Annotated in this window: 15 protein-coding genes; 1 reads left to right on the top strand and 14 read right to left on the bottom strand. The window is 66.1% G+C overall.

Going from position 1 to position 13,984, the window contains the following annotated elements; all coding sequences use genetic code 11:
* Positions 1 to 50 precede the first annotated feature (50 nt).
* The 12 genes from AC1Q64_RS06105 to AC1Q64_RS06050 all read right to left on the bottom strand — a co-directional run bounded on the left by AC1Q64_RS06105 (position 51) and on the right by AC1Q64_RS06050 (position 10,576).
* Positions 51 to 887: an urease accessory protein UreD gene (locus tag AC1Q64_RS06105; protein WP_492250767.1), complete on the bottom strand. Its 837-nt coding sequence runs from the start codon at positions 885 to 887 to the stop codon at positions 51 to 53.
* Positions 888 to 979: 92 nt separating this feature from the next.
* Complete coding sequence (locus tag AC1Q64_RS06100; protein WP_492250766.1) at positions 980 to 2,365, bottom strand: FAD-binding oxidoreductase; 1,386 nt, start codon at positions 2,363 to 2,365, stop codon at positions 980 to 982.
* A gap of 101 nt (positions 2,366 to 2,466) precedes the next feature.
* Positions 2,467 to 3,387, bottom strand: a complete 921-nt coding sequence (locus tag AC1Q64_RS06095) for an ABC transporter permease (RefSeq protein WP_492250765.1) — start codon at positions 3,385 to 3,387, stop codon at positions 2,467 to 2,469.
* Positions 3,384 to 4,214, bottom strand: a complete 831-nt coding sequence (locus AC1Q64_RS06090) for an ABC transporter ATP-binding protein (protein ID WP_492250764.1) — start codon at positions 4,212 to 4,214, stop codon at positions 3,384 to 3,386. The genes AC1Q64_RS06095 and AC1Q64_RS06090 overlap by 4 nt, the downstream gene beginning before the upstream one ends.
* Positions 4,215 to 4,411: 197 nt before the next feature.
* A complete protein-coding gene (locus AC1Q64_RS06085) occupies positions 4,412 to 5,410 on the bottom strand; it encodes an ABC transporter substrate-binding protein (RefSeq protein ID WP_492250763.1) in 999 nt (332 codons plus the stop codon).
* 86 nt (positions 5,411 to 5,496) lie between these two features.
* Positions 5,497 to 6,360: a creatininase family protein gene (locus AC1Q64_RS06080; RefSeq protein WP_492250762.1), complete on the bottom strand. Its 864-nt coding sequence runs from the start codon at positions 6,358 to 6,360 to the stop codon at positions 5,497 to 5,499.
* Positions 6,361 to 6,391: 31 nt separating this feature from the next.
* On the bottom strand, positions 6,392 to 6,868 hold the full coding sequence (locus AC1Q64_RS06075; RefSeq protein ID WP_056060685.1) for a RidA family protein: 477 nt from the start codon (positions 6,866 to 6,868) through the stop codon (positions 6,392 to 6,394).
* Positions 6,865 to 8,193: an amidohydrolase family protein gene (locus tag AC1Q64_RS06070; RefSeq protein ID WP_492250761.1), complete on the bottom strand. Its 1,329-nt coding sequence runs from the start codon at positions 8,191 to 8,193 to the stop codon at positions 6,865 to 6,867. Before AC1Q64_RS06070 ends, AC1Q64_RS06075 begins: the two co-directional genes overlap by 4 nt.
* A gap of 23 nt (positions 8,194 to 8,216) precedes the next feature.
* A complete protein-coding gene (locus AC1Q64_RS06065; RefSeq protein ID WP_476498422.1) occupies positions 8,217 to 8,804 on the bottom strand; it encodes an NAD(P)H-dependent oxidoreductase in 588 nt (195 codons plus the stop codon).
* A gap of 32 nt (positions 8,805 to 8,836) precedes the next feature.
* Positions 8,837 to 9,148 carry a 2Fe-2S iron-sulfur cluster-binding protein gene (locus AC1Q64_RS06060; protein ID WP_395456080.1) on the bottom strand — a complete coding sequence of 104 codons (312 nt, stop codon included), beginning with the start codon at positions 9,146 to 9,148 and terminating at the stop codon, positions 8,837 to 8,839.
* A gap of 189 nt (positions 9,149 to 9,337) precedes the next feature.
* Positions 9,338 to 9,994 (bottom strand): TetR/AcrR family transcriptional regulator, encoded by a 657-nt coding sequence (locus AC1Q64_RS06055; protein WP_056747723.1) that lies wholly within the window; start codon positions 9,992 to 9,994, stop codon positions 9,338 to 9,340.
* Positions 9,995 to 10,060: 66 nt separating this feature from the next.
* Positions 10,061 to 10,576 carry a nucleoside deaminase gene (locus AC1Q64_RS06050; RefSeq protein WP_492250900.1) on the bottom strand — a complete coding sequence of 172 codons (516 nt, stop codon included), beginning with the start codon at positions 10,574 to 10,576 and terminating at the stop codon, positions 10,061 to 10,063.
* A 450-nt stretch (positions 10,577 to 11,026) separates the two neighbouring features.
* Between AC1Q64_RS06050 and AC1Q64_RS06045 the strand changes: the two genes are divergently transcribed.
* Positions 11,027 to 12,022 (top strand): isopenicillin N synthase family dioxygenase, encoded by a 996-nt coding sequence (locus AC1Q64_RS06045; protein ID WP_492250760.1) that lies wholly within the window; start codon positions 11,027 to 11,029, stop codon positions 12,020 to 12,022.
* A gap of 21 nt (positions 12,023 to 12,043) precedes the next feature.
* Here the strand turns inward: AC1Q64_RS06045 and otnI are convergent, their stop codons facing one another.
* Together otnI and AC1Q64_RS06035 are read right to left on the bottom strand one after the other, a co-directional pair.
* On the bottom strand, positions 12,044 to 12,841 hold the full coding sequence (otnI, locus tag AC1Q64_RS06040) for a 2-oxo-tetronate isomerase (RefSeq protein ID WP_492250759.1): 798 nt from the start codon (positions 12,839 to 12,841) through the stop codon (positions 12,044 to 12,046).
* A 27-nt stretch (positions 12,842 to 12,868) separates the two neighbouring features.
* Positions 12,869 to 13,936 (bottom strand): alpha/beta fold hydrolase, encoded by a 1,068-nt coding sequence (locus tag AC1Q64_RS06035; protein WP_291435597.1) that lies wholly within the window; start codon positions 13,934 to 13,936, stop codon positions 12,869 to 12,871.
* Between the last annotated feature and the right edge of the window lie 48 nt (positions 13,937 to 13,984).

Genomic DNA, 13,984 nt, shown 5'->3' with positions numbered 1-13,984 from the left:
GCCAGCTTCGTCGCGAAGATTGCCGATTGAAACTGTTTGGCTAGGCTCTCCTACATCGCCCAAATCCTAGGCGCCTCCCCCTCCAGCCCCCACAACACCTCCCGCCAGGCCACCCGCACTGCCTTGAGCAGTTTCATCGCGGGCTCCACCTGCGGCGCCAGCACGCGCACCACCACCATGCGGTCGTTGGGGCTGGTTGCGCCTGCGGTGGCTTTGACCTGGGGGTGCTGGTCCATCACCGTGCGGGCCGCGTCCAAGGCAGCGTCGCGGCGGGTGCGGTCGAGTGGCGTGCCTGCGGCAAAGAACATGCTGGCCATGCAACGGTGGCCCGCTAAACCCAAGGGGCTGCTCAGCAGCCGGTCATCGGCGGCGTCGATCACGCCGCGCTCCAGCCACAGGCCGGGCACTTCCAGGTGCTGGGTGAAGCGGCCTTGTTCAAACGGCTGGCCCGCGTGCGGCAGGCCCAGCGCCGTCACGTCCCAGGTGATGCACTCGGCGCCGGGGGCGAGGTTCAACGTGAGGTGGTTTTCAGCGTGGCAGGCGCTGTAGCACAGGGCTTCCAGCGGCAGCCATTCCAGGCGCGCGCCTTCGGCCAGGGTGAGGTGGCTGCGCTGCAGTGCCAGCGGGCCGGTGGAGCGATAGAAGCGCGTGGCCCCGGGCGTGGTGACCAGGCCGTGGGCGCCGGGGCCTACGGTGGTGGTGATGTCCAGTGTGTCGCCGCCCACCAGGCCGCCGGGCGGGTGCACCAGCACGTTGTGGCAGATGGCGTCGCCCTCGGGGTACAGGCTTTGCAGGATGCGCAGCGGCCCGTTGTGCTCGTAGCGGGCTACCGTGCGGGCGCTATGTTCTGCCGTGTAGTCGAGCTGAAGGCGGGCGTGCCAGGGCATGTTTCGATGGTTTGCTACTAAATGAGTAGCTGATTATGCCCTGCAGGTAAGCGGTAGAGGCCCGTGGGTGCGACACGCGCCACCCGTTTTCTCTACGCTGTTTGGCGTACAGGTGTCTGCACGGGGGCTGTGGGTTCGGCTGTGTACCAGCTGCGCAGCTTGCCGGGGTTGAGCAGGCCCTGGGGGTCAAAGCGGCGCTTCATGCCCACCACGGCGGGGTCCAGGTGGTTCTGCTTGCCGTCTTCCACGATGTACACGTGTGGGTTGTTGATCTGCACGCCGTGGTCGCGGTAGATCTGCATGATCTGGTTCAGGCGCTCCTCGGTGGTGTAGCGGATGATCTGCAGGCCGCTGCAGTTGAAGGCGCCCTCCTTGGTGCGCAAGAACTCCAGGTGCATCATCACCTCGCCCTTCAGCGCGGCCTCCAGCGCCTTCACCTGCTTGAGGCGGTGCATGGGGTTGAAGCCGCTCTGGATATAGGTCAGGCCCTTGTCCACCTTGAGGGCGTGCAGGGTGGTGTGGTTCCAGGTGTATTCGAGCAGCGTCTTGTGGCTGCTGGCCACTTCGTCGGCCGTCTTGCGGTAGGTGACCTGACCGCCGTGCTGGGCCACCATGTCGCGCATGCCGGCTTCTGAGTGCGGGGCCACCAGCAGCAGCACGGCGTGCTGGTCGGCAGGCAGGTGTTCGGCCAGACTGGTGAAGTACTGCGGGATGGGCGCGGCCACAAAACACACCTCCTTTTTCTCCAGCCCGGGCGCGCTGCCAAAGCGGTCGGCAAACTCCAGCGCGGCGTCGAATTGCTCGAAGGTGGCGATGCATTCGGTCCACTCCACGGCGGGGGTCAGGGCCACTTCCAGCTCCAGAACGATGCCGTTGGTGCCGTAGGTGTGGTGCAGCAGCATGGCTTCGGGGCCGCGCAGCTCGATGACCTGGGGCTCGGGCTCCACCGTCATCGCGCGCACGGCCAGCACGTTGCCGGGCGCGGCCAGCGGGCCGTGGTTGATGGAGCCCGCACCACCAAAGCCGCCGCCAAACAGCCCGCCCAGCGTGGCGCTGCGGTAGGTGCTGGGCAGCCAGCGCAGCTCTTGCCCGTGGGGCTTGGCCTGTGTGTCAAAGTCTGCCAGCCGAATGCCAGACTGCGCGCGGCCCACGCCGCCGCGCACCCAGCCAAAGGCGTTGTAGCCCGACAGGTCCAGGATCACGCCGCCGTGCAGTGGCGTGCTCTGGCCGTAGTTGCCGGTGCCGCTGCCGCGCACGGTGAGAGGGATGCCCGCGCTGGCGCATGCGGCTACCACCTGGCGGATTTCTGCTTCGGTGCGTGGGCGCACGGCGATGTCGCCACGCTTGCCCGCCAGGTCGCGTTTGAGCACAGGGCTAAACCAGGCAAAGTCCTGTGAGAGGCGGCCCACGCGCAGCGGGTCGGCAATCCAGTCCAGATCGGGCAGCAGGTCGGGCAGTTGTTGGGCGGTGGTGGTCATATCGGTATCTCCTTGGCCGCTGGTGGCCGTTTTGGGCAAAAGGAAGCCCGTGCCGCGCGCCAGTGGCTGCGCGCGGTGTGTTGGCGATGGGGTTGAAAGGGCTAGTCGTGCGACGTTTCGCTGGCGTGCCAGCCGCCCAGGGCGACACGCGTCAGCCACGCCATCAGTACGAACAATGCGACCCCGGTGAGCGAGATCAGCAGCAGCGCAGCAAACATGCGGGGAATGTTGAGCTGGAAGCCCGCCTGCAAAATCTGGTACGCCAGCCCCGCACCCTGGCCCCCGGTGCCCGCCACAAACTCCGCCACCACGGCGCCGATGAGCGCCAGGCCGCTGGAAATGCGCAGCCCGCCAAAGAAGTAGGGCAGCGCGCTCGGGATGCGCAGGCGCAGCAGCGTCTGCAGCCGCGTGGCGCGGTTGAGCTGGAAGTAGCTTTGCAGATCGGGCTCCACACTGCGCAAACCCAGCGTGGTGTTGCTGATGATGGGGAACAGGGCGACCAGTGCGGCGCAGATCACCATCGAGGCCGTCGGGTCCTTGACCCAGATGATGATGAGTGGTGCCACGGCCACGATGGGCGTGACCTGCAGCAGCACGGCGTAGGGGAAGAGCGCGGTCTCGATGCGTTTGCTCTGGACAAACAGGAACGAGATCAGCACGCCCGCCACCGTGGCCACCACAAAGGCCAGCACCGTGATCTTGACGGTGACCCACAGCGAGCCGCCCAGGGCGGCCCAGTCGGTGAACAGCGTCTTCATCATCAGGATGGGTGAGGGCACCAGGTAGGGCGGTAGCTCCATGGCCGTGACCAGCCCCTGCCAGAGCGCGATCAGCACCAGGCCGACCAGCACGGGGTACACCACGCGCTGCACGCGGGGTTGGGCCATGAGCGGCGGGCGTTTGGGCGTGGCCTTGGCGGCAGGTTTGGCAGCGACTGGTGCAGGCGCTGAGCGCGGTGCGGCTGCGGGGTGGGCGGTGACCACGGGCGACGCCATCGGTCCGGAAGGGAAGGGGGTGCTCATGCCACGGTCTCCTCGGTGTCCACGCTGGCGCGCAGCAGGCTGTCCTGCAGCAGCTTGGCGTAGCGGCTGAATTCGGGCGACACCATGAAGTCGGCCGTGCGGGGGTAGGGCGCGTCGATGCAGAACTCTTCGACCACGCGGCCGGGGCGCGCGGCCATCATGATCACGCGGCTGGAGAGGAACACCGCCTCGTGGATCGAGTGCGTCACAAAGATCACGGTGAGCTTCTTTTTGTGCCACAGATCCAGCAGGTCGGCGTCGAGCTTGTGGCGCGTGATTTCGTCCAGTGCGCCAAAGGGCTCGTCCATCAGCAGCAGGTCGGGCTGGGTGACCAGGCCACGCGCAATCGACACGCGCATCTGCATGCCGCCCGACAGCGCGCGGGGCAGGGCGTTGGCAAACTTGGACAACCCCACCAGCGCCAGTGCTTCGGTCACACGCGCATCGGCCTCGGCACGCGGTACGCCCGCCAGGTCCAGCGGAAGACGCACATTGGTCAACACACTGGCCCAGGGCATGAGCGTGGGCGACTGGAAGACAAATGCCATCTTCTTGCCGCTCTCGTCCAGCTGCGCCACAGGCTTGCGCCACAGGTGCAGACGGCCGTCGGTGGGCTCCAGCAGGCCCGCCACCATTTTCAGCAGCGTGCTCTTGCCGCAGCCCGAGGGGCCGAGCAGGGTGACGAACTCGCCTTCCTCAATGGTCAGGTCCACCGGCAGCAGGGCCTGGGTGCCATTGGGGTAGGTTTTTTCGGCCGAGAGCACCTCCACGGCGGGTGTGGGGCGCGGCGCGGGTGCCAGAGGTGGCGAGGCAGCGGGAATGGACATGGTGGTGCCTTTCGATGGATGTGGCCGGGGAGGCTGGCCGCTGTGTCAGGGCGATGGGGCTTATCTGTCGTAGCGCTTGGCTTGGCTCCAGCCGCTGGAAACTGGCGCTGCCCGAGCCAGCGAACGCCGAGCAAGGGCCGCCCCGCAGCGAGGGCGTTGTCCCCCTTGGGGGAAGGCGCGAAGCGACTCAGGGGGGATCAAGGAAGAACCTTGAGGTCTTTGACGAACGACGTGGTGTAGGTCTCGGCCAGCTTCACCTTGGAGGGGTCGATGAGCTTGGCCTCCACCAGGAAGTCGTAGCTGGCCTTGGCGCGCGCGTCGGTCATGATGCCGATGCCCATGGTGGTGGCATCGCCGCCCGTGGCCATGCCCATTTCCTTGAGCTTGGCCACGCTGTAGGCGAGCTGCTCGTCGGTCATGTTGGGGTTGTCCTTCTTGATCAGCGCGTTGGCGGGGGCGGGGTCGGCCAGGTAGCTCTTCCAGCCTTCCATCGATGCCTTCACGAACGAGGCCACGGCGGCGCTGCGGTCCTTCACCGTCTTTTCCATGCACGAGATGGTGGTGGCGTAGGCGGGGTAGCCTTGGTCGCTGAACATCAGCGTGTTGGCCTTGACGCCCGCCTTGGCAATCGCAAACGGCTCGGACGTCAGGTAGCCCTGCTGGGCGGCGTTCTTGTCGGCGACGAAGGGCTGGATGTTGAAGGTGTAGGGGCGGGTCTGCGAATCCGTGAAGCCGTACTTGGCCTTGAGCCAGGGCCAGTAGCCGCGCTGGGCCGACGAGGCGATCAGGATGGTCTTGCCCTTGAGGTCTTCGAATTTCTTCACGTCCTCGTGGGCGATGAGCACCTGCGGGTCTTTCTGGAACACGGCCGCCACATTGACCACGGGCACGCCGCCTTCACGCATCTGGATCATCTGCAGGTCGCTCGACCCCATCACGCATTCGGCCTGGCCGGCGGCCATCATCTGCACGATGTTGACCTGCGGGCCGCCCATCTTGATGGTCACATCCAGCCCGTACTTTTTGTACAGGCCCGTAGCCACCGCCTGGTAGAAGCCGCCATGCTCGGCCTGCGCGTACCAGTTGGTCATGTAGGTGAACTTTTCCTGCGCGTGGGCCTGCATGGTGCCGATGGCACCAACAGCGAGCAGCGCGGCTGCACCCAATTTGGAAAGGCGGGAGGCGGTCTTCATCATGGTGGTACTCCGGTAGGGTGGTGGAGGTGGAACGAAGGGACAACGAAGGGGAAGGCGAAAAGGTTTTGCGGTGGCGTTCGCAGGTTTCAGGCCAGTGCGCTGGAGTGCTCCACGTGGCCGGTGTGATGGGCGCGGCCCCAGGTGGGCTCAGCGCGCGGTGCCCACTGCAGCTTGTGCAGCTCGGTAATGGCTGCGGCCCAGCTCACGGCCAGCGAGTCGAGGATGGCGTGGCCCTGCTCCGCCGTGGCGGGCAGCGGGTCGCCAATGATTCCGCTGGGGCCAAAGTCGCGTGCGCTCCAGGCGCAGGCGGGGCGGCCATCGGGCGAGAGCAGGGGCGAGTCAAAAACGGGCGGGTAGTTGACTACTGCGCGCTCCATATGCACGGTGTCGGGGGCCAGTGCCAGCATCAGCGCCGTCTCGGCGTGGCCTGCGTGCATGGCCAGTTTCTTTTCGGTGTCGGACAGGTACTTGCCCGCCACATGCGGCACACGCCAAGTGAAGCTGGGCACCACGATGAAGTCGCCATGGCGCAGGCGCAGCTCGCGTGCGCACATCTCCATCACCTGCGGCTGGCCGCCGTGGCCGTTGACGAACAGCAGCTTGCGAAAACCCGCGCGGTACACCGACTCGCCCACCTCGTTCATGGTGGCCAGCAGGGTCTCGCCGCTCAGCGTGACGGTGCCGGGGAAGTGCAGGTGCTCTTCGGACTTGCCGTAGGTGATCGGCGCCATCGCGAACGCGGGCACATCGGCCGGCAGGCGGGCCAGCGCATGGCCCACCACACCCGCGCTGATCACCGTGTCCACCGCGCAAGGCAGGTGCGGGCCATGCTGCTCGGTGGCGCCCGTGGGCAGCACGATGACGGTGTTCTCCTTGTCTGGCAGGTCAGCGATCTCGGTCCAGCTCAGGTAGGGCAGGTAACGGTGGGGCGGGTTGTAGCCGTGCAGCATGAAAGACTTTCGTGAGGGTGTTGGGGGTGGCTCAGCGCTGGGGCAGGTAGGCGGTCGCTTCGACCTCGATCAGGATGTCGGGCGTGGGCAACATGCCGCTCACTTCCACTACGGTGGAGGCGGGGGGCTCGCCGGGGAAGAACAGCTTGCGCACGCGGCTGTACTGCGGGAAGTGGTCCAGGTTCTTGAAGTACTGCACCAGCTTGAACACGTCGGACATCTGGCCGCCTGCGGCCTCGATGGTCTGGCGGATGCGGTCGAGCACATACCAGCTCTGCGCGAGGATGGGGCCCTCCTTGATGTCGCTGCTGAACTCGCCCGTGCGGCCAATCAGCGTGGCGGCCTCATGCGGGATGTCGTCGTAGCCGCGCACAATGCGGCTGGCGGCAGGGTCCACGGCAATGATCCCGCTCAGGTAGATGAAGTCGCCTGCGCGGCGCCACGCGGCGTAGCGGGCCAGGGGCTGGGCGATACCTGGCGCAGGTACGGGCGCAGATGTGGGGCTCATGCGAGGCTCCTTGCGGTTTGGGTGGTGGGCACATGCCAGGCAGCCGGTGCATGGCCGCTGGCGACGCGGCCCTGGCGCAGCACCACGCGGCCCTGCGCGCCTTGTGTTCGCGATGGAAAGCCCCAGTGGTCGGCCTGGGTGAAAACCAGCAGGTCAGCCACCGCGCCGGGCTGCAGGGGCAGCGCAGTTGTGCCAGTGCGGCCGGTGCGCAGCCAGTCGGTACGGCACAGCGATTCGCTCCATTGGTCGAAAGGTGCATCCAGCTGCGCAGCCAGAACGCCCGTGGCCAGGGCTTCCAGCGGGTCAAAGCTGCCCACGGGGCAGAACGGGTCTTGCACGTTGTCGCTGGCGACCAGCACCGGGATGCCACGTGCACGGGCCTCCTTCACCAGCGTCAGGCCACGCTGGCGCGGTGTGCGGCCGGTGGTGGCATCCTGCAGCAGCAGGTTGGTGATGGGCAGCGTGACCAGCGTGATCGGGCTTTGTGCCACCGCGTCGAGCGTGGCCAGGGCCGTGGCCTCGTCCTGTGCGGCCAGCGCGCAGGTGTGGCCGCAGACCACATGGCCTTCAAAGCGCAGTTCTTTGAGCAGTGCGGCGGTGGTCGCCAAGCCCTGGGCGCCGGGGTGCAGTTCTTCGTCCACATGCAGGTCCACGTTCAGGCCATGGTGTTGTGCGGCTTCCAACAGGTGGCGCAGCGCCTGCGGGTCCCAGTTGGTAGAGTGCACAAAGCCGCCCAGCAAGGCGCCAGGGCCGCTCGCAGCCACGGTGGCCGCCAGCCGCAGGGCGGCGCTGCGGTCCGTGTACAGATGCAAGGGGATCAGGCTCACGCGCTCCAGCGTGATGCGGTCGGCCCAGTCGTGGGCCAGTGCGTGCAACACGTTCCAGGCCAGCGGCTGCGCGTCGGGCTCCCACCAGTCGCAGTGGGTGCGCAGGTGGACGGTGCCTGCGTCGTAGGCCCATTGCAGCGCGCGGCTGGCGCGGGCCTGGATGTCGGCTTCGGTCCAGCTTTGGCGATCCACCATCATGGCCTCGATGGCGCCCAGCAGGCCGGGTTTGACTTCTCTCATTCGCGGCAGGGTGAAGGCCTTGTCCAGGTGGGTGTGGGCATCGACCAGGCCGGGCAGCACCAGCGCGCCTGCCACGTCCCACACAGCGCCGTGTAGCGCAGGCTGGGTGCCGTGGGGCAGCACTTGCACGATGCGGCCCTGGGCCAGGCGCAGATCGGCCAGTGCGGGCTGGTGGCCCTGCTGCGGCCACGCGGAGGGCAGCAGCCAGCGCGGCAACCGGGCGCGCAGGATGTGGTCGGGGGTGTTGGATGCGTGCATGCCGTGGCCCTTAGAACGTTGTCTTATGCAAAGCGCGCCATCGCCTGGCCCACGCGGGCCTTGAAGGCCGCCAGCCGGGGCGGTGTGGCCACGTTCATGTGGTAGTAGGCGTGGTAGTCCACCCGCGCCTTGCCGCCCGTGAGCAGGCGCATGTAGCGGGTGATGGACTTGCGCGGCGGGTCGCCCATGAACAGGGCCGTCCAGCGGGGGCGCCCGTAAGTGACCACGGCCGAGATGCGCTTGATGTGCGTGAGCGAGGGCTTGACGTTGTGCGGATCGCTGATGTCAAAGGCCACGCCGGGCATGAGCACGCGGTCGAAAAATCCCTTGAGCATCGCCGGCATGCCAAAGCACCAGGTGGGAAAGCAGAAGACCACGGCTTCGGCCCAGAGCAGGCGGTCCACATAGCCCTGCACGGGCAACTGGTTGTTGGGCACCTCGTGGTAGCCCAGGCGCTCTTCGCGTGTCATCACGGGGTTGAAGCCCTCGGCGTACAGGTCGCAGTCGTCCACCTCATGGCCCGCGCCGCGCAGCTGCTGCACCACCTCGGTGTGCAGGGCTGCGTTGTAGCTGGTCTCTACCGGGTGGCAATAGATCACGAGGATGCGCATGGCGGGGGTCCTTCGGGTTGTGGGGGATGGGCCTACAGGTCCAGCGTGAGCGTGGCGCTGTGGCTGCGCGCGCAGCACACGGCGACGTGGGTGGCTTGCTCTGCAGCGCTCAGGCAGCTGTCGCGGTGGTCGGGCTCGCCGTCCAGCCAGCGGGTCACGCAGGTGCCGCACACGCCCTGCTCGCACAGGGTTTCCAGCGGTACGCCAGCGAGCTGCAGCACATCGGCCATGCTCTCGCCGGGGGCGACGGGCAAGCGCATCTGGCTGCGCTGCAGGATCAGCTCGAATGCGTGTTCTGTGCGGGTGGCGCAGGTACTGCTGGCGGTGTCAGGGGCTGTCTGCATTGTTTGACCATGTGATTTGATCGATTGGTCAAACTATTGCAAAGGCTGTGCCAGCCACAAAAAGCGGTCAAACGTCTTTGTGGTGGATCAACGCGGCCTGAAAGGGGCTTTTGACGCCGCGTGCTGGTGCAAATTGCCCTCCATAGGACGCTCGGCAGCAGAGGGGCGCCCAAAAATGGGCAGGGGGCCTTAGTCTGGTGCGAGGCCGCAGCCCAGCAGCACAAAGCTGGTGAGTTCGCGCACGATGGGCTCGCGGTCGATGGGCTCGTCGGGCGCCAGGCCCAGCATGATGTGCACCTGCACGCCGTAGTCGGCGTAGTGCTGCGTCATGCCCCAGATCTGCATCAGCAGCACTTTGGCGTCCACCTTGCGCATGCGGCCTTCGGCAATCCATCGGTTGATGAGGTCCACCTTCTGCTGGGTGGACTTGACGGCCACCGGCCAGTACTTGCCCAGGTTGCGCCCGCCGCCCAGCACCTCGGTGGTGAAGATGCGCGACAGGCCCGGGTTGTCCAGCGCGTAGTCGAGCTTCTTGCGCACGTAGCTGCTCAACACCTTCTTGGGATCGTCGCTGTTGCTGTCGAAAATGAAGGCGCCAGACCAGCCGTTGAGCACCGAGTACAGCAGTTCTTCATACAACTCTTCCTTGCTGCTGATGTAGTAATGCAGCTGGGGCTTGGTCAGTCCCGCGCGCTCGGCAATGGCCTTGGTGGATGCCCCCTTGAAACCATGGCGGCTGAACTCGGCAATGGCCGCTTCGCGGATGGCGCCCAGGATGCGTTCGCGGCCCTGTTTGGCGCGGCTGAGCAGCGCGCCAGAGGCGGCTTCGGCTTCGGATTCGGTCATGACTTTGGTGCGAGGCATGGTGGGTTGCAGAGTGTGCGCCGCAGATTCTGCCCGCGCAGGAGCAGTTCAAACCTTCCAGAACCCGATATGGGGCGCGCTGGCTTCATCGACCAGCGCAGGGCCGATGCATTCGATGGTGTGGGGCGAGGCGGCAAACACGTCGCGGCACGACAGCTCGGCGTCGCGCTGCTCGGCGCGCTCGCCCCGGAACACACGCAGGCGTTCGGCATCAATGCCAAACACCACGCGCCCGATGCCGGACCAGAAGATGGCGCCCGCACACATCACACAGGGTTCGGCCGACGAGTACAGTGTGGCCTTGGCTAGGACATCGCGGCCCACGCGCGGGCTGAGCTGCCGCACGACATTGGTCTCGGCGTGGCCGGTGCAGTCGCCGGTCTCGGTGGTGTTGCAGTAGGCCTCGGCCAGCAGGCGCCCTTCGGCACTGATGACCACCGCGCCAAACGGGCGGTTGCCGCGCGCGCGGGCGGTACACGACCAGGCAATCGCCTGGCGCAGGTAGGTGCCGTCGGTGTCGTTGACGGGTGTCGGGTCGTCAAAACTGGCGGGGGGTACAGACATGAGCGCGTGCATGGGGTGTCTCCGTCGAGGTTGTGGTGGGGTGCTTCTTCGTTGTGCAACGCCGGGCTGTCTGCAAGCCCGCCGCTGTCATGGGCTGTGCTATGCATTTGGCATGCCAATCACAATCAGTGACATGTATGCATGGCTTTTGGCTGTGCTATGCACAAGCGAACTGTCAACGTGGGGCACGCAGGCAAGGCGTTGTGGGCACTCTTCTTGCATCACCGTTGGCAAGAGTAGAAGCGTTCACTGCGTTGCCCTCTGTGCAATCCTGCACGAGGCGATGCCAGTCGGAAATTGCTCTTGAAGCCCGCTGCGCGCGCAGCGGTGTGCACTTGCACACCGTGGCTTCAAGGGTTGAACGGCCGGCCGCAGCAGGCGGTACCAAACGCTCTTGAAGCACCCAGCGGGAGGGCCTTTCTTCCTTCCACTTGTCTTCAGGAGAACTGCATGACCACCACTGCCACCTACGACCTCGCCGAGCTGCAAAGAGAAACGCGCATGGGCGCGATGGGCTCGGAAACCGCGAGCCGCGAGATCCGCCGCATCGACCTCAGCCACTTTGCTCAGCGCAAGACGGAGATTGCCAACCAGTTGTGGGACGCCGCAGTCGATGTCGGCTTCTTCCAGATCGTGAACCACGGCATTGACCTGGCCGAGGTGCACAACGCCTTTGCGATGACCGAGCGCTTCTTTGCGCTGCCCGATGCCGTGAAGGCGCAGTACCCGCTCAAGAAGGCGCTCAACGTGGGCTGGGAGAGCCGTGCGCAGGTGCGTCCCTCCACCGGCACGCCGGACCAGAAGGAGTCGTACCAGATCACCCGCCCGCACATGGCAGGCCTGTGGCCCACAGACGAGGAACTGGCGGGCTTTCAGGCCACCATGCTGGGCTTTGAGAGCCAGTGCTGGCAGGTGGCAATGCAGGTGCTGTCGTGTTTTGCGTGGAAGCTGGGGTTTGACGAGGCCTTCTTTGCCCGTGCGCACGACCCTGCGCAGGCCAGCTACCAAAGCACCTTGCGCCTGCTGCACTACTTTGCGACCCCGCCCGAGCAACAAGCCAGCCTGGGCCTGTGGCGCGCCGGGGCGCATACCGACTTTGATTGCCTGACCCTGCTCTTTCAGCGCCAGGGCCAGGGCGGCCTGCAGGTGTGCCCGGGCAAGGAAATGGACACCCAGGCCTGGACCTCGGTGGAGCCCGACGAGCAGGCCATCACCTGCAATATCGGCGACATGCTGATGCGCTGGAGCGACGACCAACTACCCAGCAACTTCCACCGTGTGAAAAACCCTCTGCCCGGTGAGTACATGGGGCCGCGCTACAGCATCGCCTTCTTTGCCCAGGCCAACCGCGACGCCATCATCGAGGGGCCGGAAAAGAAGTACCCAGCCATTGCGGCAGGTGACTACCTGGCCCAGCGGGTGGCGGCCAACTTCAAGGCGTATTGAAAGGGGAACGGGCGGTGCTGTTTACAGCCAGGGCTTGAGCCAGCCCAGCCCGTCGGATGTGGCATGGGGCGCCGCGCCGCGTGCCGGGCGGTATTCGCAGCCAATCCAGCCGTCGTAGCCCAACTGGTCCAGCAGCTTGAACAGGTAGGTGTAGTTGACCTCGCCCACATCGGGCTCGTGCCGCTCGGGCACACCGGCAATCTGGAAGTGGCCGACGTTGCCTGTGGGCAAGTACTGGCGCACCTTCATGGCCAGGTCGCCTTCCACGATCTGGCAGTGGTACAGGTCCATCTGCACGCGCGCGTTGGCGGCGCCGATCTCGGCGATCAGCGCGTGGGCCTGGTCCTGGCGGCTCAGGAAGAAGCCGGGCATGTCGCGGCCATTGATGGGCTCCAGCAGGATCTGGATGCCGTGCGGTGCAGCCTGCTCGGCGGCGTGGCGCACGTTGGCGATGTAGGTGGCGCGCACGGTGGCCGCGTCTGCACCCTGGGGCACCAGCCCGGCCATCACGTGGATGCGGGGGCACTGCAGCGCCTGGGCGTATTCGATGGCTTTGGCAATGCCTTCGCGGAACTCGTCCTCGCGCCCGGGCAGGCAGGCCAGCCCGCGCTCACCCGCGTCCCAGTTGCCAGGCGGGGCGTTGAACAACACCTGCTGCAGACCGTTGGCTTGCAGGCTTGTGGCCAGTTCTTGCGCAGGGTAGGCGTAGGGGAAAAGGTACTCCACCGCCTGGAAGCCATCGCGGGCAGCGGCGGCAAAGCGGTCGAGAAAGTCCACGTCGTTGTAGAGCATGGACAGGTTGGCGGCAAAGCGGGGCATGAAAAAAGGCTTCCTGAAAAATATGGGTCAGCGGCGCGGTGCGTTGGTGAGCACCTGCGCCAGCCGGTCTTGGTAAAAGCGCGCCAGGCCCACCGTGCTGTGGCCGAGGGTGTCGGCGCTGGCAGGGATCACGTAGGCCTGTGCGTGCGAGATGCGGGCGATGGCTTTTTCCAGCACGCCCAGTTCGGGCGGGTTGCGCTCATCGTCGGCCGAGTTGATGGCCAGCACGCGCGCAGTAATGCGTTCCAGCCCGGGCTCGGGGTCGTAGTCGCGCGAGGCCTCCCATTGGTAGATGTGGTCGTTGGCATCGCCACGGAAAGGGGCTTTGAGGCGTTGCTCCACCAGCGCATCGGCCGCAGCGCGATTGGGGGCCAGCTTTTGCAAGCCCTGGTTGCCCCCGTTGGTGCCGGTGCCAAAGAACACCGACGCAAACTGCAGGCTGCGGGGCTGGCGGGTGTAATTGCCACCCTGCCATTCGGGGTCGTTGCGGATGGCATCGACCAGCAGGCGGCGCATCATCCAGTTGCGGCCTGACATGGCGGCGGGCAGCGAGGCCATGGGCACGGCAACGTCCATGAAATCGGGGTGGCGCTGGGCCCACACCCAGGTGTGCATGCCGCCCATGGAGTTGCCGATGATGGCGCGCACATGACGCACGCCCAGGTGCTCTGTCAGCAGGTGGTACTGGGCCTGCACCATGTCGTCATAGTTGTAGGCCGGAAACGCAGCGCGCAGGCCGTCCGACGGCTTGCTGGAGCGGCCGGTGCCGATGGCGTCCGGCAGGATGATGAAGTACTTGCGTGCATCCAGCGGCTGGCCGGGGCCAAACAGCGTGCCTGCAAAGCCGGGGGAGAGCATGCTCTCTGCCGAGCCATTGGTGCCATGCAGCACCAGTACCGGCTCGCCTGTGGGATTACCCACGGTGGAGTAGGCCAGCTTGAGTTCGGGCAGGGTCTGGCCGGTGTGAAAGCGGAAATCCTTGACGACCCACTCGCCATGCTGGGGGGCGGGGTAGTCCGCAGCCGATGCACCGCCCGTGGCCAGCACGCCCAGCAGCATGGGAGCAAAGGCTTTGCGCCAGAAAGATAGGGTCATGGTTTGTCTCCTTGTGTGTGTTCTTTCGTCCCCGCGCCATGGGCACAG

This window comes from Acidovorax sp. GW835-FHT14G06, assembly GCF_058793595.1.
This window is presented reverse-complemented; position numbering and strand designations above follow the sequence as displayed.